At 74.9% G+C, this 25,276-nt stretch carries 24 protein-coding genes and 1 pseudogene; 14 read left to right on the top strand and 11 right to left on the bottom strand.

All coding sequences use genetic code 11. The features are described 5' to 3' along the window. Window positions 1-26 precede the first annotated feature (26 nt). Window positions 27-2,447 (top strand): glycoside hydrolase family 65 protein, encoded by a 2,421-nt coding sequence (locus Sdagh_RS34960; RefSeq protein ID WP_190076501.1) that lies wholly within the window; start codon window positions 27-29, stop codon window positions 2,445-2,447. On the opposite strand, the gene Sdagh_RS34965 is transcribed toward Sdagh_RS34960, so the two are convergent. Continuing rightward, window positions 2,425-2,880, bottom strand: coding sequence for a hypothetical protein (locus Sdagh_RS34965; RefSeq protein WP_189414235.1), 456 nt, complete (start codon window positions 2,878-2,880; stop codon window positions 2,425-2,427). The genes Sdagh_RS34960 and Sdagh_RS34965 overlap by 23 nt on opposite strands. Window positions 2,881-2,997: 117 nt before the next feature. Further along, on the bottom strand, window positions 2,998-3,861 hold the full coding sequence (locus tag Sdagh_RS34970; protein ID WP_189414236.1) for a DMT family transporter: 864 nt from the start codon (window positions 3,859-3,861) through the stop codon (window positions 2,998-3,000). A gap of 172 nt (window positions 3,862-4,033) precedes the next feature. Here Sdagh_RS34970 and Sdagh_RS34975 point away from each other — a divergent pair, with 172 nt between their 5' ends. From Sdagh_RS34975 to Sdagh_RS34995, 5 genes are all read left to right on the top strand, one after another. Next, window positions 4,034-4,504: a DNA-binding protein gene (locus Sdagh_RS34975; protein ID WP_190010863.1), complete on the top strand. Its 471-nt coding sequence runs from the start codon at window positions 4,034-4,036 to the stop codon at window positions 4,502-4,504. Window positions 4,505-4,566: 62 nt separating this feature from the next. Beyond that, window positions 4,567-4,896 carry a hypothetical protein gene (locus Sdagh_RS34980; RefSeq protein WP_189414238.1) on the top strand — a complete coding sequence of 110 codons (330 nt, stop codon included), beginning with the start codon at window positions 4,567-4,569 and terminating at the stop codon, window positions 4,894-4,896. A 215-nt stretch (window positions 4,897-5,111) separates the two neighbouring features. After that, window positions 5,112-5,834, top strand: a complete 723-nt coding sequence (locus Sdagh_RS34985) for an FAD binding domain-containing protein (protein WP_190076502.1) — start codon at window positions 5,112-5,114, stop codon at window positions 5,832-5,834. Window positions 5,835-6,012: 178 nt separating this feature from the next. Beyond that, complete coding sequence (locus tag Sdagh_RS34990; protein WP_190076503.1) at window positions 6,013-6,414, top strand: hypothetical protein; 402 nt, start codon at window positions 6,013-6,015, stop codon at window positions 6,412-6,414. Between the two features lie 116 nt (window positions 6,415-6,530). Next, complete coding sequence (locus Sdagh_RS34995) at window positions 6,531-7,697, top strand: GNAT family N-acetyltransferase (protein WP_189414241.1); 1,167 nt, start codon at window positions 6,531-6,533, stop codon at window positions 7,695-7,697. On the opposite strand, the gene Sdagh_RS35000 is transcribed toward Sdagh_RS34995, so the two are convergent. Then, window positions 7,661-8,614 (bottom strand): GlxA family transcriptional regulator, encoded by a 954-nt coding sequence (locus tag Sdagh_RS35000; RefSeq protein WP_189414242.1) that lies wholly within the window; start codon window positions 8,612-8,614, stop codon window positions 7,661-7,663. The two genes, Sdagh_RS34995 and Sdagh_RS35000, sit on opposite strands and share 37 nt — an antisense overlap. A 211-nt stretch (window positions 8,615-8,825) precedes the next feature. Here Sdagh_RS35000 and Sdagh_RS35005 point away from each other — a divergent pair, with 211 nt between their 5' ends. After that, window positions 8,826-9,485 carry a DJ-1/PfpI family protein gene (locus Sdagh_RS35005; protein ID WP_190076504.1) on the top strand — a complete coding sequence of 220 codons (660 nt, stop codon included), beginning with the start codon at window positions 8,826-8,828 and terminating at the stop codon, window positions 9,483-9,485. Window positions 9,486-9,535: 50 nt separating this feature from the next. After that, a complete protein-coding gene (locus tag Sdagh_RS35010; RefSeq protein WP_189414390.1) occupies window positions 9,536-9,853 on the top strand; it encodes a hypothetical protein in 318 nt (105 codons plus the stop codon). A 31-nt stretch (window positions 9,854-9,884) separates the two neighbouring features. On the opposite strand, the gene Sdagh_RS35015 is transcribed toward Sdagh_RS35010, so the two are convergent. The 5 genes and pseudogenes from Sdagh_RS35015 to Sdagh_RS35035 form a co-directional block, all read right to left on the bottom strand. After that, window positions 9,885-10,451, bottom strand: a complete 567-nt coding sequence (locus tag Sdagh_RS35015; protein ID WP_189414244.1) for a TetR/AcrR family transcriptional regulator — start codon at window positions 10,449-10,451, stop codon at window positions 9,885-9,887. A gap of 63 nt (window positions 10,452-10,514) precedes the next feature. Beyond that, window positions 10,515-11,651, bottom strand: coding sequence for a M23 family metallopeptidase (locus tag Sdagh_RS35020; protein WP_190076505.1), 1,137 nt, complete (start codon window positions 11,649-11,651; stop codon window positions 10,515-10,517). Between the two features lie 481 nt (window positions 11,652-12,132). Continuing rightward, window positions 12,133-12,395: pseudogene (locus tag Sdagh_RS37200) on the bottom strand (family 4 glycosyl hydrolase); the annotation flags it as partial. Between the two features lie 411 nt (window positions 12,396-12,806). Continuing rightward, a complete protein-coding gene (locus Sdagh_RS35030; protein ID WP_189414246.1) occupies window positions 12,807-14,015 on the bottom strand; it encodes a S8 family peptidase in 1,209 nt (402 codons plus the stop codon). 273 nt (window positions 14,016-14,288) lie between these two features. After that, window positions 14,289-14,777, bottom strand: coding sequence for a DUF5949 family protein (locus Sdagh_RS35035; RefSeq protein ID WP_189414247.1), 489 nt, complete (start codon window positions 14,775-14,777; stop codon window positions 14,289-14,291). 193 nt (window positions 14,778-14,970) lie between these two features. On the opposite strand from Sdagh_RS35035, the gene Sdagh_RS35040 reads away from it, so the two are divergent. Next, window positions 14,971-16,236 carry a glycosyltransferase family 4 protein gene (locus tag Sdagh_RS35040; protein WP_189414248.1) on the top strand — a complete coding sequence of 422 codons (1,266 nt, stop codon included), beginning with the start codon at window positions 14,971-14,973 and terminating at the stop codon, window positions 16,234-16,236. After that, window positions 16,233-17,057 (top strand): hypothetical protein, encoded by an 825-nt coding sequence (locus Sdagh_RS35045; protein ID WP_190076506.1) that lies wholly within the window; start codon window positions 16,233-16,235, stop codon window positions 17,055-17,057. Before Sdagh_RS35040 ends, Sdagh_RS35045 begins: the two co-directional genes overlap by 4 nt. Here the strand turns inward: Sdagh_RS35045 and Sdagh_RS35050 are convergent. Next, on the bottom strand, window positions 17,041-17,301 hold the full coding sequence (locus Sdagh_RS35050; RefSeq protein WP_189414250.1) for a zinc-ribbon domain-containing protein: 261 nt from the start codon (window positions 17,299-17,301) through the stop codon (window positions 17,041-17,043). The two genes, Sdagh_RS35045 and Sdagh_RS35050, sit on opposite strands and share 17 nt — an antisense overlap. Window positions 17,302-17,483: 182 nt before the next feature. Here Sdagh_RS35050 and Sdagh_RS35055 point away from each other — a divergent pair, with 182 nt between their 5' ends. Further along, window positions 17,484-18,917, top strand: a complete 1,434-nt coding sequence (locus Sdagh_RS35055) for a WGR domain-containing protein (RefSeq protein WP_190076507.1) — start codon at window positions 17,484-17,486, stop codon at window positions 18,915-18,917. 72 nt (window positions 18,918-18,989) lie between these two features. On the opposite strand, the gene Sdagh_RS35060 is transcribed toward Sdagh_RS35055, so the two are convergent. Beyond that, window positions 18,990-19,412: a DUF350 domain-containing protein gene (locus tag Sdagh_RS35060; RefSeq protein ID WP_189414252.1), complete on the bottom strand. Its 423-nt coding sequence runs from the start codon at window positions 19,410-19,412 to the stop codon at window positions 18,990-18,992. 227 nt (window positions 19,413-19,639) lie between these two features. Between Sdagh_RS35060 and Sdagh_RS35065 the strand changes: the two genes are divergently transcribed. After that, window positions 19,640-20,077: a Fur family transcriptional regulator gene (locus Sdagh_RS35065; protein ID WP_189414253.1), complete on the top strand. Its 438-nt coding sequence runs from the start codon at window positions 19,640-19,642 to the stop codon at window positions 20,075-20,077. Window positions 20,078-20,135: 58 nt separating this feature from the next. Continuing rightward, window positions 20,136-22,361, top strand: coding sequence for a catalase/peroxidase HPI (gene katG, locus Sdagh_RS35070; protein WP_189414254.1), 2,226 nt, complete (start codon window positions 20,136-20,138; stop codon window positions 22,359-22,361). Window positions 22,362-22,450: 89 nt separating this feature from the next. Here katG and Sdagh_RS35075 read toward each other — a convergent pair whose 3' ends face one another. After that, complete coding sequence (locus tag Sdagh_RS35075; RefSeq protein WP_226536183.1) at window positions 22,451-24,229, bottom strand: alpha/beta hydrolase; 1,779 nt, start codon at window positions 24,227-24,229, stop codon at window positions 22,451-22,453. A 93-nt stretch (window positions 24,230-24,322) separates the two neighbouring features. Between Sdagh_RS35075 and Sdagh_RS35080 the strand changes: the two genes are divergently transcribed. Then, a complete protein-coding gene (locus tag Sdagh_RS35080) occupies window positions 24,323-25,261 on the top strand; it encodes a helix-turn-helix domain-containing protein (RefSeq protein WP_190076508.1) in 939 nt (312 codons plus the stop codon). The last annotated feature ends 15 nt before the right edge of the window (window positions 25,262-25,276 follow it).

Raw genomic sequence — 25,276 nt, forward strand, 5'->3', positions numbered from 1 at the left:
AGCACCCGACGAGAAGGAGCCCCGCCGTGACCGCGACCGCCGCCTCGACCTGGGAGTACGACGGCTACGACCCCGCCGAGGAGCGGTTGCGGGAATCGCTGTGCACGCTCGGCAACGGCTACTTCGCCACCCGCGGCGCCCTGCCCGAGTGCGCCGCGGACGACGTGCACTACCCCGGTACCTACGTCGCCGGCTGTTACGACCGCCTCACCTCCACCGTCGCCGGGCGCGAGGTCGAGAACGAGGACATGGTCAACCTGCCCGACTGGCTGCCGCTGCGGTTCCGGGCCACCGGCGGCGGGTGGCTCACCCCGGACACCGCTCAGGTGCTCGGCCACCGGCAGGTGGTGCACCTGGACTCCGGGACGCTGGAGCGGCACACCCGGTTCCGGCTCGGCGAGCGGGGCGTGCTCGCCGTGCGGCAGACCCGGCTGGTGCACATGGCCGATCCCCATCTGGCCTGCCTGCGCACCGAGTTCACCGCCGAGACCGACGCCGTGGACCTCGACGTGGAGGCGGCGCTCGACGGCCGGGTCACCAACTCCGGGGTGCCGCGCTACCGCGACCTGGCGGGCGGGCACCTCACCCACGTGCGCGCCGGTGCGGCGGCCACCGGCACGGTGTGGCTGCGCTGCCGCACCCGCACCTCGGACATCGGCGTCGGCCTGGCCTGCCGGCTCACCGCCGACGGGCCGGTCGCGGCCGGGGCGGAGGAGCGACGGGCCGTCCAGCGGCTCCGGCTGCGCCTGGAACCCGGCCGCGCCGCCGTCGTCGACAAGACGGTCGCCCTGCACACCTCACGCGACGCGGCGATCAGCGACCCGCTCCGGGCCGCCGTCGACCGGGTCGAGTGCGCCCCCGGCTTCGACGGCCTGCTGCGCACCCACCGCACCGCCTGGGCCCAGCTCTGGCGCCGCGCCGGACTCGACGTGCCCGGCGAGGCCGGCGCCATCCTGCGCCTGCACCTGTTCCACGTCCTGCAGACCCTCTCCCCGCACACCGCGGACCTCGACGTCGGCGTCCCGGCGCGGGGCCTGCACGGGGAGGCGTACCGGGGCCATGTCTTCTGGGACGAGCTGTTCGTCCTGCCCTACCTCAACCTGCACTTCCCCGAGGTCTCCCGGGCCCTGCTGCGCTACCGGCACCGCCGTCTGGAACGGGCGAGGTCGGCGGCCCGCGCGCTCGGCCGGCGCGGCGCGCTCTATCCCTGGCAGAGCGGCAGCGACGGACGCGAGGAGACCCAGCAGCTCCACCTCAACCCCCGCTCGGGCCGCTGGCTGCCGGACCACTCCCACCTCCAGCACCACGTCGGCTCGGCGATCGCCTACAACGTGTGGCAGTACTGCGAGGCGTCCGGCGACGCGGAGTTCCTGCACACCAAGGGCGCCGAGATGCTCCTGCAGATCGCCCGTTTCTGGGCCGACTCGGCCGTCTGGGACGACCGCCTGGGCCGGCACCGCATCCGCGGTGTGGTCGGCCCCGACGAGTACCACGAGGCGTACCCCGGCGCCGGCCGGCCCGGCCTCGACGACAACGCGTACACCAACGTCACCGCCGCCTGGGTGCTCACCCGCACCCTGGAGGTGCTGGCGGCGCTGCCCGAGCCGCGCCGCCGAGAACTGGTCGAACGCACCGAGCTGGACTACGCCGAACTCCACCGGTGGGAGGAGGTCTCCCGTACCCTGCACATCCCCTTCCACGACGGTGTGATCAGCCAGTTCGAGGGCTACGGCGACCTCGCCGAACTCGACTGGCGGGGCCTGCGCGCCCGGCACGGCGACATCCGCCGCCTCGACCGCGTCCTGGAGGCCGAGGGCGACACCGTCAACCGCTACCAGGCGTCCAAACAGGCCGACGTCCTCATGCTCGGTTACCTCTTCTCCCCGTCCGAACTGCGCTCCCTCTTCGCCCGGCTGGGCCACCGCCTCGACGACGTGACCTGGCACCGCACGGTCGACTACTACCTCGCCCGCACCAGCCACGGCTCCACCCTCAGCGGACTGGTCCACGGCTGGGTCCTGGCCCGCGCCCGGCGCGCCGAGGCGTGGACCTACGTCCAGGAGGCCCTCAAGGGTGATGTCGCCGACCTCCAGGGCGGCACCACCGGCGAGGGCATCCACCTCGGCGCCATGGCCGGCACCCTCGACCTCGTCCAGCGGGGACTGACCGGACTGGAGACCCGTTCCGGCGCGCTCTGGCTGGACCCGGTACCGCTGCCGGAGCTGTCCTCGTACGGGTTCGCGCTGCGCTACCGGGGCCACTGGGGCGTCCGGCTGCGGCTGGAGCACGGCCTGCTGGAGATCGCCGTGCCCGAGTCGGGCCGGCTGCCCATCGACGTGCGGCTGCCCGGCCGGACGGTCCGGGTGCAGCCCGGCGACACCTGCCGCCTGGCCCTCCCGGACCGTCCCCGGGCCGCCGCGCCGCTCAGCCGGGCAGTGGGTAGCTGACCGTCCGCGGGGCGCCGGCCGGCCGGCCGTCGGTGTACGTCACGCTGATCCGGGTGAAACGCGGCTCACCCGCGCCCCGGTCGCCCGCGGGCGCCTCCAGGCGCACCGTCACCGGGTAGGAGCGGAAGGTGCCCGCCGCGCAGTAGGGCACGCAGTCGTTGACCACGTTGACCCCCTGGGCCACCGCCGCCCGCGCGTCCCAGCGCGACCACCGCAGGGAGTCCAGCCGGCTGTTGCCGTCGCCGCAGGCGAGCAGGTAGGCGCCGGGCCGCACCTCGGGGCGGCCCTGGCAGTCGGGGAGCACGGGGCCGCCCGTCCGGTGCCGCTGCGGTTCCGGCTCCGTGGCCGGGGCCGCCGAGGCCGCGCCCAGGGGCGCCGCGAGCGCCGCGGCGGCACAGAGTGTGACCACTGCCCTCATCGCATGTCCGCGCATGTCCGCTCCTGCCGTTCAGGAACCGCCGTCACCGCGCGCGGTTCACCGTCCGAGTACGACGCTAAGGCCGGGTCAGCCGGCGCACCACTCGGACGGAGTACCGCCCGGCCGGGCCGGTCAGGTCCCGGTGCGCAGGTCCACCCCGCGCCGCGCCAGGGTCAGCACCCCCAGCACGACCAGGGCGACGCCGAGCAGCTGGGGCAGCAGCCACCAGCCGGTCCGCAGGTGTTCCAGGTACAGGAACACCCCCAGCAGCAGGCTGACCGTGGCGTCCCCCAGGGTGAGCGCCGGCTGTGACGCGACCAGCGGCCCGCCCTGCATGGAGTGCTCCAGCAGGAGGACGGCCGCCACCCCGGCCGCGGCGAACGCGTACGTCTGCCACGCGGTGAAGAAACCGGTCACCCCGTGGGTGTCCAGCACCCCCATGGAGTCCTTCATCAGCGCCGCCGTCAGCGCGTAGCACACCGCGGTGGCCGCGCCCAGGCAGCCGGCCCGCGCCTTGCCCACCGGCCGCCGCAGCCCGGCCCCGGCCAGCAGCACGGCCGCCGCCGCGCAGGCCACCAGCCCGGACAGCCAGCGCGTCCCGGACACCTGGTCATGACCGCCGTACGGCGCCGCCGCGGCGAGGGCGACGCCGAGGCCGACCACCACCCCGGCCACCGCCGTCCACATCGCGAGCGGCAGCCGGCGGCCGGCCGACAGCGAGGCCAGCAGCAGCGCCAGTGGCAGTTCCAGCACGAACAGGGGCTGGACGAGGGAGAGGGGCCCGGTGGCCAGCGCCGCCGCCTGCCCGGCCCCGGCGACGACCACGGCGAGCATCCCGCCCAGCCACACCGGCCGCCGCAGCAGGTCGGCGATCAGCGAGAAGCGGAACCCCTGCGACTGCGGCACGGTCAGCGCGGCCCGCCGCTGGAGCACGGTGGCCGTGGCGTTGCTGAGCGCGGCGAGGAGCGCGAAGAGGACCGGCAGTACGACACCCATCCACCGATCCTCGCCCGGCGCCCGGCGGGGCGCGCGCCGGACCCGGCCCGCCGGACCGCAACCGAACCAGGAAGAGCGGCCGGCGGAGCAGCCGACCGGCCGCTCACCGTTTTGAACAAGTCGTTCACCATGAAGAGTTGAGATCGCTCTGTTCATCGTGCAGGCTGTGCCCATGTCCTCGAACCCGCCGAACGGCGCCGAGCCGTCCACCGGCCCCGCCGACCCGTTCACGCCTCCGCGACCGGAGGAGGCCCGCGCCCAGCGGGTGTACGCCTCGCTGCTGCGGATCGCCGAACGGCACGCGGCCACCGACGCCCAGCGCCGCCGCCAGACCCATCCCGCGATGCTCGGCCCGCACGAGGCCGTCCGGCTCGTGTCGTTCCTGCTCAGCGGGGCGGCGCTGCCGGACGACGGTGAACCCGAGGTGGACCGCGCAGACATCACCGCCGCGCTGAGCCTGGTCCCGCTGGTCCGGGGCGAACTGGACGAACTGGAGGCCGGGCTGCTGCGGATGGCCCGGGGCCGCGGCATGACCTGGCACGAGATCGCCTTCGGCCTGGGCCTCGGCACCCCGCAGGCCGCCCGCCAGCGCTACGAACGGCTCTCCGGCCGCGTCGACACCGACCCCGTGGGAACCGGCTGAGGCGGCTCAGAAGCGCCTCAAGTCCCTTGCCCCGCACTCCGCACGGCGCCGATCATGGGCGCATGTTCGGACGGAGCAAGCCCCTGGAACTCAACGTCCTCGTCCTGCGCGACGCCGACGTCATCGCCACCGCCCTGCGGACCGCCCTGGCCGCCGCCGCGCCCGAGGAGCGGCCCGGTCTGGAACGCGCCGCGGCCCTGGTGGAACAGGCGGCGGCCGTGCCGGACGCCGCGCTGCGCGCCCGCTGGGTCCACGAACGGCTCACCGCGGCGGGCCACGAAGGCCCCGTCGACTCCGTACGGGCCGTGAAGACCCTGCGGGAGTCGGTGCCCGGCCTCGGTCTCCTCTCGGCCGTCCAGCTGACGAAGGACGCGGCGGCGCACCGGCCGTAGCGAAGCCGGCGGTGACGCGGACCGCCCGCCCTCCACGGCGTACGGTCCGACCGGTCATCAAGGCGTGCGCCCGGCGCAGAAGGAGCGCATGGTGCTCCGGCGTGAGCCCTGTACGCGCCCCCGCGTGCGTGGGCACAATGCGCCATGCCAGCGATCATGTGGCTGAGGTGCCGAGCTCCCCGCCACCGAATTGTCAGGAAGGCAGGTCGGCCGCCGTGCTGTTGCGTCTGCCCACGTCCGTGTCCGAAGCACAGGAGTACCTCGCCCAGGGGGCGGTGCCCATAGGCGGCGCGACGCTCGTCTGGGCGGGCTGGCAGCGGGACGGCTTCCCCGAACTGGCCATGTCCCTGCGGAACCTGCCGGAGGCGAACGGCATCGGCCGCGAGACGCTGGGAGCGGCCGTGCTGCTGCACCGGATCGACGAGCGGGTGCCCGAGGTGCTGCGGCGGGCCGCCGGCACCGTCGGCACCGGCGCCGTGCGGCGCACCGCCACGGTCGGCGGCAACATCGTCGGCAGTACCCTGCGCTGCCTGCTGCCCGCCGCGCTCGTCCTGGACGCCCGCGCCACGGTCCTCTCCCAGGACCGCGTCTTCGAGACCGACCTCGCCGAACTCGTCGCCAAACGGCCCGTGCTGCTCTCCCTGAGCTGGGACGCGCCACTGGTGAGCGGCTACCGCAAGCTGCCCGCCGAAGCGGGCGGTCCACCCCCCTTGGTCGTCGCCACCGCCGTGCACGCCGACGCCTCCGGGCACCGGCGGCTGCGCGTCGCCGTCCGCGACGGCTACGAGGTGTTCAGCGAGAGCGCCGACCTGAGCGCGGACGCCGGCCGGACCGCCGACGCCGTGGAGGCCTCCGCCCTCGGCGCCCTGCCCGCCGGGGCCCGCGCCGTGCTGCGCGAACAGGTCACCGAGATCCTCACCCGCGCCGCCGAGCACTGAGCACCCTTTCCGGTCGGGCCGGCCCCGGCTCCCGTACCGGGCGCGCCGATTGCGCGCGGGGGGCTTGACGGGCCGCGACACGGTCGGCCTACTGGTAGGCGCGGCCGGGCGTGACGGGGGGAGCCGTCCGGTCCGTACCCGCAGGGCGCCCCCGCCGAGACGCAGGGGCAGGAGGCCGATGGTGCCGCGCCGACGCTCAGTGGCCCTGGTGCTGCTGCTGGCCTCGGTGCTGCTCGGCCTCCTCGTGCCCGCGCCCGTGGTCACCGCCCCCGCGGTCACCGCCCCCGCCGCCACGGCGCTCATCGACACCCCGGGCGGCGGCGAACCCCGGAGCACCGGGGACGAGACCCTCACCGAACCGGCCCCGGGCGAGGACGGCCCCGCCGTCCACCGCGCCCTGCCACGCCCCGCCCGGACCACCGGCGCGGCCGGCGCCGGCGGGCCGCTCCCCGGTGCCCCGGTCCGCGCGGGCGCGGCGGACCGCCCCGGCCCCGGCGACCCCGGCGCCGTCCGGTCCCCCCGCCCGTCGCCCGCCCGGCCCGCCCCGGACGCCGGCCGGCTCCGGACGTTCCGCTGCTGAGCGGCACGAGCGGTGACAGGGCCTGCGTCACGCGGCCCGCCGGCCGCCCGGCCGGTACGCGGTGACGGAACAGGCCCGCGTGTGTCCTCGAATCGACCACACGGGAGGCGGCAGCCATGCCGGGACAGCGCGTTCTCGTTCTGCGGCCGGACGAACTCGGGCCGGAGGACGTCAGGATGTGGAGAGAGATCCGCGCCGGGACGACGGCCCCGGCCAACCCCTTCCTCGACCCGGTGTTCACCGCCGCCGTCGGCCGGGTGCGGGCCGGGGCCCGGGTCGCCGTCCTCCAGCAGGACGGCACACCGGTCGGCTACCTCCCGTACGAGAAGGGCACCCTGGGCCGGGGGCGGGCGATCGGGCTCGGTGTGTCGGACAGCCAGGGGGCCGTCCTGCAGCCCGGGACCGTGGTGGACCCGCGCCGGCTGCTGCGCGCCTGCGGCCTGGCCTCCTGGGAGTTCGACACCCTCGAGGACGGCCAGGACGCCTTCGCCGCGCACGCCGTCGAGGAACACGCCTCCCCGGTCGTCGACCTCGGGTCGGGATATGACGGGTACCTGGAGTCGCTGCGCGCGCGGGCGCCGGGGTTCGTCAGACAAACCCGGGCCAAGGAGCGCAGACTCGCCCGGCGGGTGGGCGAGGTGCGGTTCGTGCCGGACTCCCGGGACCCGGCGGCCCTGCGGCAGCTCATGCGGTGGAAGTCGGCGCAGTACCGCCGCACCGGCCGCCGGGACCGGTTCGCCCAGGAATGGATCACCGGGCTGGTGGACCTGCTCGCGCGGGGCGGCGAACCGGAGTGCCGGGGCCAGCTCTCCGTGCTCTACGCCGGTGACCGGCCGGTCGCCGCCCACTTCGGGCTGCGGTCGGCCACGGTGCTCTCCTGGTGGTTCCCGGCCTACGACCGCGCTTTCGGCGCCTACTCGCCGGGCATCCTGCTGCACCTGAGGATGCTTGAGGCGGCCGCGGCGGACGGTATCCGTACGGTCGACCTCGGCAGCGGTCCGGCCCGCTACAAGGAGTCGCTGAAGACACGGGACCTGCGGGTGTACGAGGGTGCCGTGGTGCGCCCGGTGCCGGGCGGGGCCGCTCATCTGCTGGCCAGGGAACCGGCCCGCGCCGCCCGCCGGTTCGTGCGCGACCGGCCCCGGCTGGCGGCCACCGCCGCGCGGGCCCTCCAGGGGGCCGGCACGCTGCGCGAGCGGCTGCGGCGGCGGCCGGACGGCGCCGGCGGCGGGGAACGAGGCGCCGGTCAGGCGGCGGGGGGTGAGGCGAAGGTACGGCGGTAGGCGTGCGGGCTGACGCCCGTGGTGCGTTTGAACCGCTCGCGGAAGGCGGTGGGGGAACCGAAGCCGACCTGGGCGGCGATGCGCTCCACCGGGTGGCGGGTGGTCTCCAGCAGGTGCTGGGCCTGGCGGACGCGGGCGCGGTGCAGCCACTGCAGCGGGGTGGTGCCGGTCTGTTCCCGGAAGCGGCGGATCAGGGTGCGGGTACTGGTCCCGGCCTGCGCGGCGATGTCGCCCAGGGTGAGGTCGCGGCCCAGGTTCTCCTGGAGCCAGGCGAGCAGCGGTTCCAGGACGGAACCCTGGGGGCGCGGCGCGTAGTCGTGCACGATGAACTGCGCCTGTCCGCCCTCCCGTTCCAGCGGCATCACCGACAGCCGGGCGGCGTCCGCGGCGACGGCCGAGCCGTAGTCCCGGCGGATCAGGTGCAGGCACAGGTCCAGCCCGGCGGCGGCGCCGGCCGAGGTGAGGATCTGCCCGTTGTCCACGTACAGCACGTCCGGGTCGACCTCGACCTCGGGGTACCGGGCGGCCAGGAGACCGGCGGCGACCCAGTGCGTGGTGGCCCGGAGCCCGTCGAGCAGCCCGGCGGCGGCCAGCACGAAGGTGCCCGAGCAGATGGAGGCGATCCGGGTGCCGTCCTCCGCCGCCGCCCGCAGCGCGTCCCGCACGGGCCCCGGCAGCGGGTCCGCGGGGGCGGAGGTGCCGGGCACGATGACCGTGTCGGCGCCGGTCAGGCCGTCCAGCCCCCAGGGGGCGCGCAGGGCGAAGGAACCGGCGTCCACCTCCGGGCGCTCGGCGCACACACGGATCTGGTAGCCGGGGCGTCCGTCCGGCAGCCGGGTGCGGGTGAAGACCTCGATCGGCGTGGACAGGTCGAACGGGATCACCCGGTCGAGAGCGAGGACGGCGATGGTGTGCATGACCAGAACGTACCGCGCCGCCGGACGACGCCCACGGCCACCCCGGCCCGGAACCACCTGGTGGGAAAGGGAGTTCAGGTCCGATGGGCCGCTGGCACTTTTCCGTCGCAAGCTGGCACTCGCGCCACTGGGAGAACCGGTCGGGCGGCGCCTAGCGTCAGGGGCGTCCCACCCGGACCCCCTGTCCGCCGTCGGAAATCCGAGGAAGCCCATGCACGTCCAGATCGTCCTGTTCGACGGCTTCGACCCGCTCGACGTCGTCGCCCCCTTCGAGGTCCTGCACGCCGGCCGCACCGCCACCGCGGGCGCGGTGAGTGTGGAACTGGTTTCCGCCGAGGGGCCCCGCGAGGTGACCGGCGGCACCGGCGGCCTCACCCTGCGCGCCACCGCCGCCCTGGACCCCGGGCGCCCCGGCTGGGTCCTGGTGCCCGGCGCCTCGGGCCGCATCGGCGAACCGGGCGAGGAGGCCGGCGAGGACACCGTCCCGGTGCTGCTCGGCCGGGCCCTGACCACCCCGCTGCCCGAGCTGATGAGGGCGGCGATGGCCCACCCGGAGGTCATGGTCGCCACCGTCTGCGGCGGCTCCGCGCTGCTCGCCATGGCCGGACTCCTGGAAGGGCGGCCCGCCACCACCCACCACCTGGGCATGGACCTGCTGGACGCCACCGGCGCCCGCGCGGTCGACGCCCGGGTGGTGGACGACGGCGACCTGGTCTCCGGCGCCGGCGTCACCTCGGGACTCGACCTGGGCCTGCACCTCCTCGACCGGGAGATCGGCCCCCGCGTCGCGCACGCCGTCGAGGAGCTGTTCGCCCACGAGCGGCGCGGCATCGTCTGGCGCGCGCGGGGCCCCGAGCCCGTCGCCTTCTGAACCCGCCCGCCCCCGCACCCACCGTTCACACCGTGAGGACGTACCCCGCCATGCACTCGGCCGAAGGCACCTGGGACCTGATCATGTCGACCCCCGTCGGCCGGATCGGGGCCACCGTGGAACTGATCCGCCGCGACGGCGTCCTGACCGGGACCGCCCGCGGCCAGGGTGAGGAGGTCCCGCTGACCGACCTCGTCGCCGACGGCGACCGGCTCACCTGGAAGCAGGCCGTCACCAAGCCGCTCCGGCTCAACCTGGCCTTCGCCGTCACGATCGACGGCGACACCCTGACCGGCACCTCGCGGGCCGGCCGCCTCCCCGCCTCCAGGGTCACCGGAGAGCGCCGCGCCCCCACCGCCGAAGAGTGATCGACCGCTCACGCCGTGAGGGCCGGGCAGATCAGTAGCGCGTGATGCCCTTCGCCAGGGTGCGGGTCCACGGCGCGTCGACGGCCTCCGCGTCGATCGACACCAGCAGGTGGCAGAGCATGCCGACGGCGAAGAACCGCTGCACGTCCTCCTCGCCCGCGCCCGAGGCGCCCCGGACGTACTCCACCGTCCGCGCGTACCCCGTGCGCACCGCCTCCCGGACCGCCGGCTCCGACACGGCGGCGGCCTGGGCGTGCAACTGGACGAGCAGCAGGTCGTTGTCGCTGATCAGCCGCGCGTACGCGTCACCCATGGAGTCGAGGACCGCCTCCGGCGTGCTGCCCGTCGCCCGTGCCGCGCCTTCCTCCAGGGCCGCGCGGACCCGGTGGAAGCAGTACTCGACGACCGCGGTGAACAGCGCCTCCTTGGTGGGGAAGAGGCGGTAGACGTACGCCTGTGAGATCCCGGCGGCCCGCGCCACCTCGGTCGTCGTGGTGCCGAAGTACCCCTTGCCGGCGAAGGCGCCGATGGCGGTCCGCAGCACGCTCTCCCGGCGTTCCTCGGCGGTGGACAGCTGGCGTCGGCGTTCCGTCTTCATGGGGTGTAGTCGACCACTCACTCTTTCTCCGTGTCAAACCCGGCTGGACCGGGCCGGGCGGGGTCAGCCGGAGGGGGCCAGCCAGGGCTGGGGATCGGTGTAGTAGCCGTCGTAGATGACTTCGAAGTGCAGATGCGGGCCGGTGGACAGACCGGTGGACCCGGCCAGCCCGACCGGCGCGCCGGTCGCCACCGTCTGCCCCACGGCGACGTCGATCCGCGACAGATGGCTGTACGTCGTCTGGAGGCGCTTGCCCTCGACGGTGCCGTGGTCGACCACGACGCGGTTGCCGTACGCGCTGGTCAGCGCGGCGAACACGACCTGGCCGCCGCGCGCGGCGTAGACCTGCGCACCCTGCGCGGCGGCGAAGTCCACGCCGGTGTGCAGCTTGGTCACCCCCGTCAGCGGGTGCTGCCGGGAGCCGTAGGGCGAGGTGACGGTGAGGGCCGGCACGGGCGCGGCGAGGATCGCGCCGGCCGCCGCGGGCGCCGCGCCGGAGTCCGCCTCGTCCAGCGACGCGTACCGGGACAGCAGGCCCTTGACCTCGGCGACATACGCCGCCGCCGCGTCGGGCACTCCGCCGGCCCCCGCCACCTCGTCCGCGCCGGTGGCGAACGCGGCGAGGGTGAGGTCCACGAGGTCGCCGTTGACGCGTCCCTCGGTGCGCAGGCCGGTGACCTCCCCGGCCAGGGAGCAGTCCTGCCGGCCGAGGGCCATGACGGCGTCCGCCGGGTCGCGCGGCGAGGAACGCCCGTTGCCGTCGGCGTCCTCCCCCCACTTCTCCCACTGGTCGCCGGTGAAGGCGGCGATGCCCTTCTGGCCCGAGAGTTCGCCGGTGTCGTTGCTCCAGCCGGAGAGCTGGTCGATCTGCGCGGCGAGCAGGGACGGGGTGACGGCCGCGCAGCCGTCGGCGGCCTTGCGCAGCCACGGCACGTAGGAGGCGTCGACCCCGGCCGCCGCCGCGCTCCGCTCCGGTCCGGCGTCCTGCTCCGACTCGACGGGGAAACCCCCGTTCAGCGCGAAGAAGCCCGCCACGCCGGACAGGGTGACCAGGCCCGGCAGCACCAGCAGGACGACCGGGCCGGGCCCGCGCCGCTTGCGCCGCTGCTTCGGCTGCTCCCGCCGCTCCTCCGCGTCCGGCTGTGCCGGGGCCGCGGCGCCGGACGGCGCCGGGTCCTGGGCCGTGCGCCCGGCGTTCACCGGCCGTCCGCCACGGGGCCGGGGACGTGTACGCGGGAAGGGGGGTCCGTCAGCACCGCGACGGACGTGCGTCGGCAGGCCGGGGCCGGCCGCCGGAGGGACGTGATGCTCACGCACGGAAGGTAACGCGCCGGGCCGCCTGCGTCAGGAGACGCCGAGGCAGCGCGGGATGCCCGCAAGGGCACGGTCGTCGGCCGTCCGTACGGCCCCGTCGGCCGGCCGGCCTGCGGTACACCGGCACCTGCCCCGTGCTCTCCGCGGTGAACGGCACCCGTGACCACCCGTCCCGGCGGTGTCGCGGCCGCATCCCGGCCGACCGCGCCATGAGGTCCGGCTCACCCGGCGGGACGTACCGCAGCGGGAACGACCGGCACCCGGCACGCCCGTCCTCCTCGACGGACCTCTCGTGGCCGTCCGCCGCCTCCGGCTTCCCGTGGGCCGGCGGGCGCCGGCCCAGGTGTCCAGCGCCGGCCCAGGTGTCCAGCGCCGCCCGCGGGAACGGCTGCGACCGGTCGCCGTGGGCGCGGACCATGTCGTCGCACAGCTGCCGGATCCGCTTCACCGGCAGCGCCGCCGCCGTCGCCGGGTCGGTCATCGCCGCGTGCCGGATGCGCAGCGGTTCGTCCTCCGTGGCCGCCCGTACGACGAGGCCGGTGGTGCCGAGGCGGGCGCGGTGGAGCGCCGCCGACTGCGGGGGCAGGGAGCCGATCCGGGTGGGCCGCACACAGAGGCGTCGACCAGGCACTGGCGCCGGGGGAAGCGGGCGGCAGGGCGTGCGACCCCGGCCGTCGGCGGTCACGGCGTCCCGCGGGCTCCGTTCTCGTGGGCACGGCCCCGCCTCGGCACCGCGAGCGGCCCTGGCGACTCGGTCCGGACTCCTGGCGCGGGGCCGGTCACCGGCTGGGCGTACCTCTGGCGCCGGTCCTGCGGGGCGGTGCTGACCGGGAGTGAACCGACCCGGTCCCGACCGCGTCCTGGGTCCGCAACGCCTGGATCGGTGACCGAAGCTGGCTGACCAGGCGTTCGTACGAGCGGTTTCGAGCATCTCGGCCCGGGGTGCCGGGCATGCGGAAACACCCCCGGAGGCGGGTGGCCTCCGGGGGTGCGGGGGTCTCGGACGGGGTTACGTCACGGGACGGGGGTGCGTCCGGGGGATCAAGGGACGATCTTCAGCAGCCGGTTCGGGGAGCCGGTGCCCGCGCTCGTGACCTTGCCGGTGGTCGCGCCGCCCGTCAGCGCCGAGGCCACCTGCGCCGGGGTGGCGGAGGTGTGGCCCGCCAGGTAGACCGCCGCCGCGCCCGCGACGTGCGGTGTCGCCATCGACGTACCGGAGATGGTGTTGGTCGCCGTGTCGCTGGTGTACCAGCCGGCCGTGATCGAGGAGCCCGGCGCGAAGATGTCCAGCACGGAGCCGTAGTTGGAGTAGCTGGCCCGCGCGTCCGTGTTCGTGGTGGCGCCGACCGTGATGGCCTCGGTGACCCGGGCGGGGGAGTACGAGGAGGCGTTGGCGGAGCTGTTGCCCGCCGCGATCGCGTAGGTCACGCCGCTGGCGATGGAGTTGCGGACGGCCGTGTCCAGGGTGGAGGAGGCGCCGCCGCCGAGCGACATGTTGGCGACCGAGGGGCCGGAGTGGTTGTTCGTCACCCAGTCGATGCCCGCGATGACGCCGGCCGTGGTGCCCGAGCCGTTGTTGTCGAGCACGCGGACCGCGACGACCTTCGCCTTCTTGGCGACGCCGTACTTGGTGCCCGCGATGGTGGTGGCGACGTGGGTGCCGTGGCCGTTGCCGTCGGCGGCGTTGGTGTCGCCGTCCACCGCGTCGTAGCCGTAGGAGGCCCGGCCGCTGATGTCGCCGTGGGTGATGCGGACGCCGGTGTCGATGACGTACGCCGTCACGCCGCTGCCCGCGCTGTCCGGGTAGGTGTACGTGCCGGAGAGCGGGAGCGAGGTCTGGTCGACGCGGTCGAGGCCCCACGGGGCGCTGGACTGCGTGGTGTCGGCGAGCGTGACGCGCTGGTTCTGCTCGACGGAGGCGACGGCCGGGTCGGCGGCCAGGCGCTTGGCCTCGGCGGCGGAGAGGGTCGCGGTGTAGCCGTTCAGCGCGCTGGTGAACGTCTTCTTCACCGTGCCGCCGTACTCCTCGACGACGTCCTTGCCGGCGGCGGAGGACGCCTTCAGGCCGGCGTCCTTCTTGAGGGTGACGATGTAGCTGTCCTTGACCGCGGTGGGGGAACCCGCGGCGAGGACGGTGCCCTCGGCCGGGGCGGCCTGGGCGGGTATCGCGGTGAGCCCGCCGGTCAGGGCGGCGGCGGCCAGGCCGGCTATCGCGGTGAAGCGGAGTCTCTTGCTGCGCTGAGGTGCCATGACGAGGGGGTCCTCCTCTGGGCAGCGCGGGCCCGGGTGGGGGCGCGCGACTGTGGGGGGTGTGCGCGGGATCGCGCACACGGCCCGGGGAGCGTCGCGTTCCGCTCCGGGCCGGGGTACAGCCTTGACCAACTCCGGGTGGCGGACAAGGGAGTTGAACAGCTGTCAACAAATCTGTCATGCACACGAAATATGTCAAGACCGCGTGAGAGGAGGGACGTGCGGGGCGAGTGCGCGGCGGGTGGTGCGGTGGCCGCCCGCCGCGCACGCGGGTCAGTTGCGCAGGCTGCGGGCCGGCAGCACCACGTGCGCCGCCGACTTCAGCGTGGCCTCGTCGGAGGCGAAGGCCGTCAGTGTCCCGGCGTCTCCCGGCTTCGCGTCCGGCCAGGGGCGCGTGGTGAAGATGAGGTAGGCGCACCCGTGCGCGCCGACCGCCTCCAGCCAGTCCGCGGGCGGTACGAACTGGGCGGTCACCTGCGGCAGGGTCAGCACCGCCGCACCCGGCAGCACGAGCAGGCTGACCGGCAGGCTGGGCATCAGCGTCGCGTCGACCAGTTCGTGCTTCGGCGGGATGCCGGCGCCGGCCAGCAGCCGCGCGGCGGCGGCCGACTCGGCCTCCGGGCCGTTCGAGCCGTCGCCGCGGGGGCAGACCAGGATGTAGGGGACGGTGCCCTGGGGGGCCTCCCGGCTCCAGGACATGACGAGGAGCCTGCCCAGGTCGTCGGTGCGCACGGGCTGGGTTTCAACTGGCGTGGAAGTCACCGCGGAACCGTACCGGCGGCCCCCCGGCGCCCCGGCCCGCGCTCACTCGTCCGGCCCAACGTCCGGCCGGACGCCACACGATCGAGGGACCGGCCGCCGCGGCCCGCCACCGGGGGAAACGACGGGTGAACGGACGGACCACGAAGTGATAACGGCGGGCAACCGTTCGCACGCGCGTGCTGTCTAGTCCCTCATGAAGATCTCTTTCCTCCTGCACAACGCCTACGGGATCGGAGGCACGATCACCACCACGTTCAACCTGGCCCAGGCACTGGCCGAACGCCACACCGTGGAGATCGTCTCGGTGCTGCGGCACCGGGAGCGGCCGAACTTCACCCTGGACCCCAGGGTGTCGCTGAGACCGCTGGTGGACCTCCGGCAGGAGAAGGAACACCCGGCCCATCTGCGGCCGGCCAGGGTCTTCCCGGCCGCCGAGTACCGCTACCACCAGTACAGCGAGCTGACCGACGAGCGGATCGGCGCGTGCCTGGCGGACCTCGACGCCGACGTGGTCATCGGCACTCGCCCCGGCCTCAACGTGCACCTCGCGCTCCAGGCGCCGCAGCGGGTCGCCCGCGTCGGGCAGGAGCACCTCACCCTGGACAACCACCCGCCCCGGCTGCGCACCGCGCTGCGCCGCGCCTACCGGCGGCTCGACGTGCTCACCACGGTCACCGAGGCGGACGCCGCCGCCTACCGGCGCAAGATGCGCCTGCCCGGCGTCCGGGTGGAGGCCCTGCCCAACAGCGTCCCCGACCCCGTGCTGCCCCCCGCCGACGGCGACGCCAAACTGGTGATCGCGGCCGGCCGGCTGGTCCCGGTCAAACGCTACGACCTGCTGATCGAGGCATTCGCGCGGGTCGCCGCCGAACACCCCGACTGGCAGCTGCGGGTCTACGGCAAGGGCGAGGAGCACGACCGGCTGCGCGCGCTGATCGAACGGCTCGGCCTGTCGGACAACGTCTTCCTGATGGGCCCCGCCGCCCCCATGGAGGCGGAGTGGGTGAAGGGCTCGATCGGCGCCGCCGCGTCCAACTTCGAACCCTTCGGCATGACCCTCGTGGAGGCCATGCGCTGCGGGCTGCCGGTGGTCAGCACCGACTGCCCCCACGGCCCCGGGGAGATCATCAAGGACGGCGTCGACGGCCGGCTCGTCCCGGTCGGCGACGCCGCGGCCTTCGGCGAGGCGCTCCTCGAACTGGTCCGCGACGACGAACGCCGCCGCCGGATGGGCCGGGCCGCGCTGGAGAACGCCCGCCGCTTCGCCCCCGGCCCCGTGGTGCGCCAGGCCGAACGGCTCCTGGAGGAGGCGTGTGAGGCACGGCGGACGGGACGGCCCGTCACCCGGGACCGCGACCCGGTCGGCCGTGTCCTGACCGGCCGGGGCCACGCGGCCCGGGACGCGGTGTACGCCACCGGAAGCAGCGCGCTGCGCACGATACGAAAGGCACGCCGATGACCACCGACCACGCCACGGACCCCAGGACCGCCTGCACCGTCGAGCGGGACGGCCGGATCACCTTCGCCCTGCGCCTGCCGCCGGCCGACCCCGGCGGCCGGCTGCTGCTCCGGCTCCGCCCCAAGAAGGGAGGGACCGAACACCTCCGGCACCTGCTCGCCCTCGACACCGCCGTCGACGGCCACCGCACCGCCGTCCTGCCGGCCGGCACGGTCCTGGCGGAGGGCCGGTGGGACGTCCATCTCGTCGACGGACCGGACGGCGGGCACCGGCGCGTGCGCCCCGGACCGCGCGACCTGCGCGCCCTCGTGGACGGACACACCCGCGACCGCGCCGCGCCCGTCGCCGTCCGCATTCCCTACGTCACCAAGGACGGGTTCCTGGCGGTCCGGGCCTGGCTGCGCGACGCCCACGCCGAGACCCGCCGGGTCAGGGCGGCGGAGGGTGCGCTGACGGCCGCCGCCCGGCTGCACGGCACCGAGTTCGGCCCGGGGGCCGCCGTACGGCTGCGGCTGCGCGGCACCCGCACCGAGCGGCTGGTCACGCCCCGGGTCGCCGACGACCGCCGCGACTTCTCCTTCGCCGTCGCCCTGGCGGACCTGGTCGCGGACGCCGATCCCGGCGCCGGGCAGCGCTTCTGGGACGTGTCGGTCCGGCCCGCCGAGGCCGCGCCGTGGGTCCGCCTCGCCCGCCTCCTCGACGACGTGGCCGACCGCAAGCACATCCACGTCCAGCCCGCCGCCCTGGTGGGGGACACGGCCGTACGCCCCTACTACACGGTCGACAACGACCTCTCCGTGACGGTCACACCGGCCGGCTGACGGCCCCGCCCGCGTCCTGCGCGCGCAGGCGCTCCGCCTCCTGCGCGGTGAGCTTGCGTTCGGCGCCGCAGAAGGTGCACTGGGTCGCGTACTTCGTCGACACCGGGAACAGCGGAACGAAGAACAGGGTGAACTTGGTGACCCGCTTGCGCAGGACGTGGGCGGCGGGGTTGCCGCACCGGCCGCAGACCAAGGTCAGTACGGCGAGCTGGTAGAGGTACCCCTTGGTGCCGAAGATGATCATGGTGGTCCTTCCCCGTGCGGCTCCTGCCGCCAGGGTGCCAGACGAACCCGGCGCGCGCGTCACGGGGCGGCGGGGGAGGCCGGCCGCGACGGCGCCCGGCCCGTTGTCAGTGCCACGATCTACCGTTCGGGCAGTGGGGTTCGCGGACACGCCGCCGACCCTGACCTGGGGAGAGGTCTGCCATGACGACGACGTACCTGGAGCTGTCGCAGGACGACGGGGGAGCGCACAAGTTCTACGAGGTGACGGTCGACGGCACGGTCGTCACCGTTCGGTACGGGCGGATCGGCGCTGCCGGGCAGACCCAGACGTCGACGTTCCCCACGGCGCAGAAGGCCCAGGCGGCGGCGGCGAAGAAGATAGGCGAGAAGGTGCGCAAGGGGTACGCCCCCGCGGTGCAAGGGCAGCGCGCCCCGCGGTCCGTCACCCGCCGGCAGGTCGCCTCCGCGCCGTCCACGGTCCGTTCCGTCGCGCCGGTGCTCTGGCGGTTCCGGACCGGCTCCGCGGCCTTCGGCATCCACATCGACGACGAGCACTGCTGGGTGGGCAACCAGGCCGGTGACGTCTACACCCTGGCCCACGGCGGCGAGGTCCTCGCCCGCTACCAGCTGCCCGACGGGGTGAAGTGCCTGGTGGCCGACGACTTCTGGATGTACGCGGGCTGCGACGACGGCCGGGTCTACGACCTGTCGTCGAAACTCCCCTTCGCCGCCTACGACATAGCCGCCGACGTCGACATCTTCTGGCTCGACATCCACGAGGGCGTGCTGCACGTGGCGGACCGGGCCGGCCGGCTCACCGTCATCGACCACGAGGACGAACACCAGTGGGCGCGCGGCGGCCGGGGCGAGCACGCCTGGATGGTGCGCGCCGACGACCGCGCCGTGTACCACGGGGACACCCGCGGGGTGACGGCCCACGCGCCCGACGGCGGCACCGAGGTGTGGCACACCGCCACCCAGGGCGCGGTGCTCTTCGGCTGGCAGGAGGACGACGCGGTGTACGCGGGGACGGCCCACCGGGTGGTGCACCGCCTCTCGAAGCGGACCGGCGCCGTCGAGGCGACCTACCGGTGCGACAGCTCGGTGTACTCGTGCGCGACCTCGCCCGGCGGCCGGTACGTCTTCGCCGGCGACGCGGCCTCCTCGGTGTACTGCTTCGACCGGGACGGCACCCGGCTGTGGAAGCTCGGCACGGGCGGCGGCTCCGCGCTGTCGATGCAGTACCGCGACGAGCGGCTCTACCTGGTGACCACCGACGGCTCCCTGGTGTGCGTGGACGCGAGCGAGGCCGCGGTGACCGCAGCCCAGCAGGGTTCCGTGCCGGTCGCCCGGGACGTCAAGCTGGCCGCCGCGCTGCCGACCTACCGCGCGGCCACGGCCGCAGAGTCCGTGACCACGGTCACCGCCGCTCCGGCGGGCTCGGTGGTCGTGGAGTGCGTGCGCGACGGCGGACGGACCCGTATCCACGTCGTGTCCGACGGGTACGACCCGTCGTGGAACGTGCAGTTCCCGAGGGCGATACGGGAGCCGGGCGCCCGGTACGTCGTCGACGCGGTGCACGCCGCGGCGGGCGGCTTCTACCGCGTCCGCGGTGACATCAGGCGGCTCGGCTGATCACCCGGCCCGCGCGGAAGGAACCGGCCGGCGGGGCGGGGCACACGGCTCCGGCGGTCTCGGCGAGGCGGGTCAGGCGATGGAGGCCGAGATGACGGCCGCCACCGCGAGGTTGCAGGAGGCCGTCACCCAGACCGCGGGGTGCGGCTCCGGCTCGACCAGCGTCGCCCCCAGCCGGCCGGGCGTGATCAGGTCCACCACCAGGAACGCCAGGGCCATCATCACCAGCCCCAGCAGCCCGAACACGGCGGTGGACACCAGCCCCTTGCCGAAGTCCTCGTACGTCGTCCAGATGGAGGTGAAGACGATCGCGCCGATGCCGAGCAGGGCGGAGCTGAGCACCGTGGCGGCGTTGCGGTTGCGCTGCTCCCAGATCTGCCGGCCGAGCTTTCCGGGCGTCAGCACGTCGACCAGGACGATGCCGAGGACCAGCAGGACCAGACCGAGCGCGCCGTAGGCGGTGGCCCGGCCGAGACCGTTGACGATGTCGCTCATGGAAGTGCCGGCTCCGTAAGTGGTAGGGAAGGGCGTCGGGTTGTTGGCTGTCCGAAGAACCGCTGTTCAAGGAGACGCAAAATGTAGCGCACCCGTTCGGGCGGGCCCGGGGCAGGTGAGCGGTGGGCGGGGAAACCGTCCGGTCACCGGCAACCTCCGTACACGACACCGAACTTGAACCGTTCGTTCTCTTTAACTGTTCCGGTTCAAGGCGTAGGTTCACCGCCATGACCGCGTCCCGGCCTCCGGCCGCCGCCGAGGAACTGCGCCGTGCCGGCCTGCGTGTGACGGCCGCCCGCGTCGCGCTGCTGGAGACGGTCCGTCACGGTGACCACCTCGCGGCCGAGGCCATCGCCTCGGGCGTGCGGGACCGCGTCGGCCATGTCTCCGTGCAGGCCGTCTACGACGGGCTGCACGCGCTGACCAGGGCAGGACTGATCCGCCGCATCGAACCGGCGGGCGGGCCGGCCCGCTTCGAGGGGCGCGTGGGCGACAACCACCACCACGTCGTCTGCCGCGCCTGCGGCGCGGTGGCCGACGTCGACTGCGCGGTCGGCCACGCACCCTGCCTCACCGCCTCCGACGACCACGGCTTCACGGTCGAGGAGGCCGAGGTCACCTACTGGGGCCTGTGCCACGCCTGTTCCCCCGCCCCCGCTCCCTGAGCACCGTTTCCTGAGCACCCGTTTCCTGAGCACCGAGAACATGCCCGGAAGGACTCCCATGACCGAGAACCACGACGCGATCGTCACCGACCCGAAGGCCGAGGGCGAAGGCGGCTGCCCGGTCGCGCACGACCGCGCCGCCCACCCGACGCAGGGCGGCGGGAACCGCCAGTGGTGGCCGGAGCGGCTCAATGTGAAGATCCTCGCGAAGAACCCCCGGGTGTCCAACCCGCTCGACGAGGACTTCGACTACGCCCAGGCGTTCAAGAGCCTCGACCTGCCGGCCGTCAAGCGGGACATCGCGGAGGTGCTGACCACCTCGCAGGACTGGTGGCCGGCCGACTTCGGCCACTACGGTCCCTTCATCATCCGGATGGCGTGGCACAGCGCGGGCACCTACCGGATCAGCGACGGCCGCGGCGGCGCCGGTGCCGGGCAGCAGCGCTTCGCCCCCCTCAACAGCTGGCCGGACAACGCCAACCTCGACAAGGCCCGCCGTCTGCTGTGGCCGGTGAAGAAGAAGTACGGCCAGAGTCTGTCCTGGGCCGACCTGCTGGTCCTCGCGGGCAACGTGGCGCTGGAGTCGATGGGCGTGGAGACCTTCGGCTTCGGCGGCGGACGCGAGGACGTGTGGGAGCCCGAGGAGGACGTGTACTGGGGCCCCGAGACCACCTGGCTCGACGACAAGCGCTACACCGGCGACCGCGAGCTGGAGAACCCGCTCGGCGCCGTCCAGATGGGTCTCATCTACGTCAACCCCGAGGGCCCCAACGGCACGCCGGACCCGCTCGCCGCGGCCCGCGACATCCGTGAGACCTTCGGCCGGATGGCGATGAACGACGAGGAGACCGTCGCCCTGATCGCCGGCGGCCACACCTTCGGCAAGACCCACGGCGCCGGCCCGGCCGACCACGTCGGCGCCGACCCCGAGGCCGCCTCCCTGGAGGAGCAGGGCCTCGGCTGGCGCAACACCTACGGCACCGGCAAGGGCGCGGACACCATCACCTCCGGCCTGGAGGTGACCTGGACCTCCACGCCCACGCGGTGGAGCAACGGCTTCTTCGACAACCTCTTCGGCTACGAGTGGGAGCTGACCCGGAGCCCGGCCGGCGCCCACCAGTGGAAGCCGAAGGACGGCGCGGGCGAGGGCACGGTCCCGCACGCCCACGACGCCACGAAGAAGATCGCGCCGAACATGCTCACCACCGACCTGGCGCTCCGCTTCGACCCGGTCTACGAGCCCATCTCCCGCCGGTTCCACGAGAACCCGGAGGAGTTCCAGGCGGCCTTCGCCCGCGCCTGGTACAAGCTGACCCACCGTGACATGGGCCCGAAGTCCCTGTTCCTCGGCCCCGAGGTCCCTGAGGAGACGCTGCTGTGGCAGGACCCGCTGCCCGAGGCCGGCGGCGAGCCGCTCGGCGCCGGTGACATCAGTGCCCTCAAGGCCAAGCTCCTCGACTCCGGCCTGAGCGTCTCCGACCTGGTCTTCACCGCCTGGGCGTCGGCGTCCACCTTCCGCGGCAGCGACAAGCGCGGCGGCGCCAACGGCGCCCGCATCCGCCTGGAGCCGCAGCGCAGCTGGGAGGCGAACGACCCCGGCCGCCTCGCCACCGTCCTGTCCGCCCTGGAGGGCATCCAGCGGGACTTCAACGAGGGCGCCGCGCGCAAGGTGTCCCTGGCCGACCTGATCGTCCTCGGCGGCTCGGTCGCCGTCGAGCGGGCCGCCAAGGAGGCCGGTTTCGAGATCGAGGTTCCCTTCACCCCCGGCCGGGTGGACGCCGGACCGGAGCACACGGACGTCGAGTCGTTCGCCGCGCTGGAGCCGGCCGCCGACGGGTTCCGCAACTACCTCGGCAAGGGCAACCGGCTGCCCGCCGAGTACCTGCTGCTGGACCGGGCCAACCTGCTGACCCTCAGCGCCCCGGAGATGACCGTCCTGGTCGGCGGCCTGCGCGTGCTGGGCGCCAACCACCAGCAGAGCCAGCTCGGCGTCCTCACCACGACCCCCGGGTCCCTGACCAACGACTTCTTCGTCAACCTGCTCGACCTGGGCACGACGTGGAAGGCGACCAGCGAGGACCAGACCCTCTTCGAGGGCCGGGACGCCGCCACCGGCGAGGTGAAGTGGGCGGGCAGCCGCGCCGACCTCGTCTTCGGCTCCAACTCCGAGCTGCGCGCCCTCGCCGAGGTGTACGCGAGCGACGACGCCAAGGAGAAGTTCGTCCGTGACTTCGTCGCCGCGTGGGTCAAGGTCATGAACCTGGACCGGTTCGACCTGGTCTGACCGGCTCCGCCCGCCCCTGGCCGCCCCCGGCCGGGGCCGGTCAGGGGGGGCACGGGGGCGTCCCGCGCGGCACCGGCGCGGGACGCCCCTCACGCGGTCAGGTGCCCGAGCACCGCGCGCATCGCGGCCCGCACCGCCTCGCGTGACTCCTCGCCCGGGTCGAGGCACTCGAAGCCGTGCCGCCCGTGCGGTACGTCGATCACCTCCACGGCGGCCTCGTGCCGCCGGGCGGCGGTGAGGAACTCCGCCACGGTGGCGGCGATCTCCGGCATCTCCCGCCCGACCCGTGTGAGGACGACGGGCGGCGCGTCCGTCCCGCCCGCCAGCGCCTCGGCCGGACGGAAACGGCCGGCGGGCACAGCCCAGTTGGGCAGCGGGGCGAGGATCGGGTACGTGGCCGCCAGACAGCGCAGCCAGGGCTGGGGAGCGGACAGCCACTCCGCCGTGAGCGGCCCGCCGCCGGAGAAGAACCACAGCGCCACCCGGTCCGCGTCCACCCGGGGATCGGCCCGTACGGCCGCCACCGCGGCGGCCACGTCGTCGGCGGCGACCGGGTAGTCGGCGACACCGTGCAGCCGGTGGGCGACCGTGGCACCCACCACCCCCCGGGCGGCGGCGTACCGGGCATAGCCCCGGTACAGCGGCCAGTCGCGCGGGCCCGGCCGCGCCCCGGCGGGCAGCGGACCGCCGTGCACGAACAGCACCGCGGGGCGCGGGCCGTCGGCGTCCGGCGGGTACAGGTCGACGCGCCCCGTCCGCTCCGGTTCCCGCGGCGGCACCCCGAGCGGGAACGGCCGCAGATGGGCCGGCGGGCGCGCGGGATCGAGCGGGGCCAGCCGGCGTCCCCCGCCTTCCGCGGCCCGCAGCAGGACTCCGGCCAGGTCGTCCGGGCAGGACAGCATCGGCCAGTGTCCGGTGGGCAGTTCGAAGAACGGCACCTCGGCCTCGGCCAGCGCGCCCAGGGCGGGGTCGCCGTAATCGACCTGGAGCTGGAGCAGGTCGACGCCCGCCCCGCTGCCGGTGCACAGCACGCCGGTGGCGGGCACCCGGGCCACCGCGCCGGTCAGCCGCAGCGGCTGGAGCAGGGTGCCCAGCGGCTGCGGCGCGGCACGCGCGGTGAGCCGGTCCAGCGCGGGGCCGGGGACGCCCGCGGTGCTTCCCCAGCGGGTCCACGCGTCGCGCCCCGGCGGGGGCAGCACGCCCTCGGGCCCGCCCGCCGCCAGCCTCTCCCGCAGCGCCGCGTCGGGCAGCGCGGCCAGCGCGGGCACCCCGTCCCGGGGCATCCCGGCGTCCAGGTACACGACCCGCGCGATCCGCCCGGCCCGGCGGTCGGCGGCCCCCAGCGCCGGGTGGATGCCGTAGCCGTGACCGACGAGCACGATCCGGCGCCGCCGGGGGGCACCGTCTCCCGTACCGCTCCCTCCGCGGGTCTGCGGGCCGGCCTCCTCGCGGGTCTGTGAGCCGGCCTCCTCACGGAGGCGCGTGCGGGTGTCCGTTCCGGCCTCCTCGCCGGTCTGCGAGCCGGCCCCCGCGCCGATCTGCGTGCCGGCCCCCGTACCGGTCTCCTCGCCGGTCACCGGGGTGGCCCCCGCGCCGGTCGCCGTAGCGGTCTCCTCTCCTGCCACCGGGTCGGTCATCGAGTCAGTCACCGAATCGATCACCGAATCGATCACCGAGTCGATCACCGCGACGACGTCCGAGATGTGTGTCTCCAGGTCGATGCCGGCGCGGCCCGCGCCCGGTGGGCCGTCGAGCCCGGTCAGGGTGACCGGGCGGGCCTCGGCGCCCGCCGCGGTCAGCCGCGCGGCCGTCCCCTCCCAGACGTGTGCGCCCGTGAACAAGTCCGGCACCAGGACGAATACGGTCATGACGCTCTCCTCGACGGTGGTGTCCCCGCGGTCCGGCCGGTGACCGGGCCGCGCTCACCGGTACCGTAGGAACTCCCCCAGAGGGAGGTTCAAGTGCCCGCAGCGCACGACGGTCCGCTCGGCATCGGCGAACTGGCCGAGCGGGCGGGGGTCACCGTCAAGACCGTCCGCTTCTACTCCGACGGCGGCCTGCTGCCGGAGACCGCCCGCACCACCGGGGGCCACCGCCGCTACGGCCCCGAGGCGCTGGACCGGCTGCGGCTGATCCGCTCCCTGCGCTCCCTCGGCCTGGGCGTGCCCGAGATCCGCCGGGTCCTTGACGCCGGGGACGACGCGGACCGCGCCCTGGAGGACGCCGTCGCCGGGCAGCTGCGCGCCCTCGGCGGCCAACTCGCCGCGCTGCGCTGGCGGGAGGCGGCGCTGCGCCTGGTGCGGGAGTGCCCGCCGGAGCAGCGGGCCGGGCGGCTGTGCCTGATCGGCACGGTGGGCGCCCCGCCGAGCACCGCCCCGCTGGCCCGCTTCTGGCGCGCCTGGCTGCCACCGCGCATGCCGTCCCGCGCCGTCACCGCCTTCCTGGACGCGGCGGTCCCGCAGCCGCCCGCCGACCCCGCCCCGGCCCAGGTCCTGGCCTTCGCCCGGCTCAACGCCCTGACCGCCGGCCCCTGTCCGGGACACACCCGGCCGCAGCCCGCGGCGCACCGTACGGCGGACAGCCGTGCCGCCGCCGTCCTCTACGCGGCGCTGGCCGAGGCGTACGAACTGGCCGGCGTCCCGCTGCGCCGGGGCCGCGCGCCCGCCGCCGGGGAGGCACTGGACAGCTTCGTGGGCGCGTACAGCACCGCGTACGGCACCCGGGACACCCCCGGCTTCCGCCGCGCGCTGGCCCGGGAGCTCGCGGCGGATCCACGGCTCGACCAGTACTGGGACCTGGTCGCCGAGGTCGTCACCCCGCCGGGCGCGCGTCCCGAACCGACCCCGGGGACCGCGCACGACTGGCTGCTCACCGCCCTCACCGCGCAGACGGCGGCCTGAGCACTCCGCCGCGCC

This window comes from Streptomyces daghestanicus (genome assembly GCF_020521275.1).
Taxonomy (GTDB): Bacteria; Actinomycetota; Actinomycetes; order Streptomycetales; family Streptomycetaceae; genus Streptomyces; species Streptomyces griseoviridis.

Excerpts from the sequence above, each read along its gene's own strand:
- Sdagh_RS34965 (WP_189414235.1), bottom strand. The coding sequence starts at position 2,880 with ATGCGCGGACATGCGATGAGGGCAGTGGTCACACTCTGTGCCGCCGCG.
- Sdagh_RS34970 (WP_189414236.1), bottom strand. The coding sequence starts at position 3,861 with ATGGGTGTCGTACTGCCGGTCCTCTTCGCGCTCCTCGCCGCGCTCAGC.
- Sdagh_RS34975 (WP_190010863.1), top strand. The coding sequence starts at position 4,034 with ATGTCCTCGAACCCGCCGAACGGCGCCGAGCCGTCCACCGGCCCCGCC.
- Sdagh_RS34980 (WP_189414238.1), top strand. The coding sequence starts at position 4,567 with ATGTTCGGACGGAGCAAGCCCCTGGAACTCAACGTCCTCGTCCTGCGC.
- Sdagh_RS34990 (WP_190076503.1), top strand. The coding sequence starts at position 6,013 with ATGGTGCCGCGCCGACGCTCAGTGGCCCTGGTGCTGCTGCTGGCCTCG.
- Sdagh_RS34995 (WP_189414241.1), top strand. The coding sequence starts at position 6,531 with ATGCCGGGACAGCGCGTTCTCGTTCTGCGGCCGGACGAACTCGGGCCG.
- Sdagh_RS35000 (WP_189414242.1), bottom strand. The coding sequence starts at position 8,614 with ATGCACACCATCGCCGTCCTCGCTCTCGACCGGGTGATCCCGTTCGAC.
- Sdagh_RS35005 (WP_190076504.1), top strand. The coding sequence starts at position 8,826 with ATGCACGTCCAGATCGTCCTGTTCGACGGCTTCGACCCGCTCGACGTC.
- Sdagh_RS35010 (WP_189414390.1), top strand. The coding sequence starts at position 9,536 with ATGCACTCGGCCGAAGGCACCTGGGACCTGATCATGTCGACCCCCGTC.
- Sdagh_RS35015 (WP_189414244.1), bottom strand. The coding sequence starts at position 10,451 with ATGAAGACGGAACGCCGACGCCAGCTGTCCACCGCCGAGGAACGCCGG.
- Sdagh_RS35030 (WP_189414246.1), bottom strand. The coding sequence starts at position 14,015 with ATGGCACCTCAGCGCAGCAAGAGACTCCGCTTCACCGCGATAGCCGGC.
- Sdagh_RS35040 (WP_189414248.1), top strand. The coding sequence starts at position 14,971 with ATGAAGATCTCTTTCCTCCTGCACAACGCCTACGGGATCGGAGGCACG.
- Sdagh_RS35045 (WP_190076506.1), top strand. The coding sequence starts at position 16,233 with ATGACCACCGACCACGCCACGGACCCCAGGACCGCCTGCACCGTCGAG.
- Sdagh_RS35050 (WP_189414250.1), bottom strand. The coding sequence starts at position 17,301 with ATGATCATCTTCGGCACCAAGGGGTACCTCTACCAGCTCGCCGTACTG.
- Sdagh_RS35055 (WP_190076507.1), top strand. The coding sequence starts at position 17,484 with ATGACGACGACGTACCTGGAGCTGTCGCAGGACGACGGGGGAGCGCAC.
- Sdagh_RS35060 (WP_189414252.1), bottom strand. The coding sequence starts at position 19,412 with ATGAGCGACATCGTCAACGGTCTCGGCCGGGCCACCGCCTACGGCGCG.
- Sdagh_RS35065 (WP_189414253.1), top strand. The coding sequence starts at position 19,640 with ATGACCGCGTCCCGGCCTCCGGCCGCCGCCGAGGAACTGCGCCGTGCC.
- katG (WP_189414254.1), top strand. The coding sequence starts at position 20,136 with ATGACCGAGAACCACGACGCGATCGTCACCGACCCGAAGGCCGAGGGC.
- Sdagh_RS35075 (WP_226536183.1), bottom strand. The coding sequence starts at position 24,229 with ATGACCGTATTCGTCCTGGTGCCGGACTTGTTCACGGGCGCACACGTC.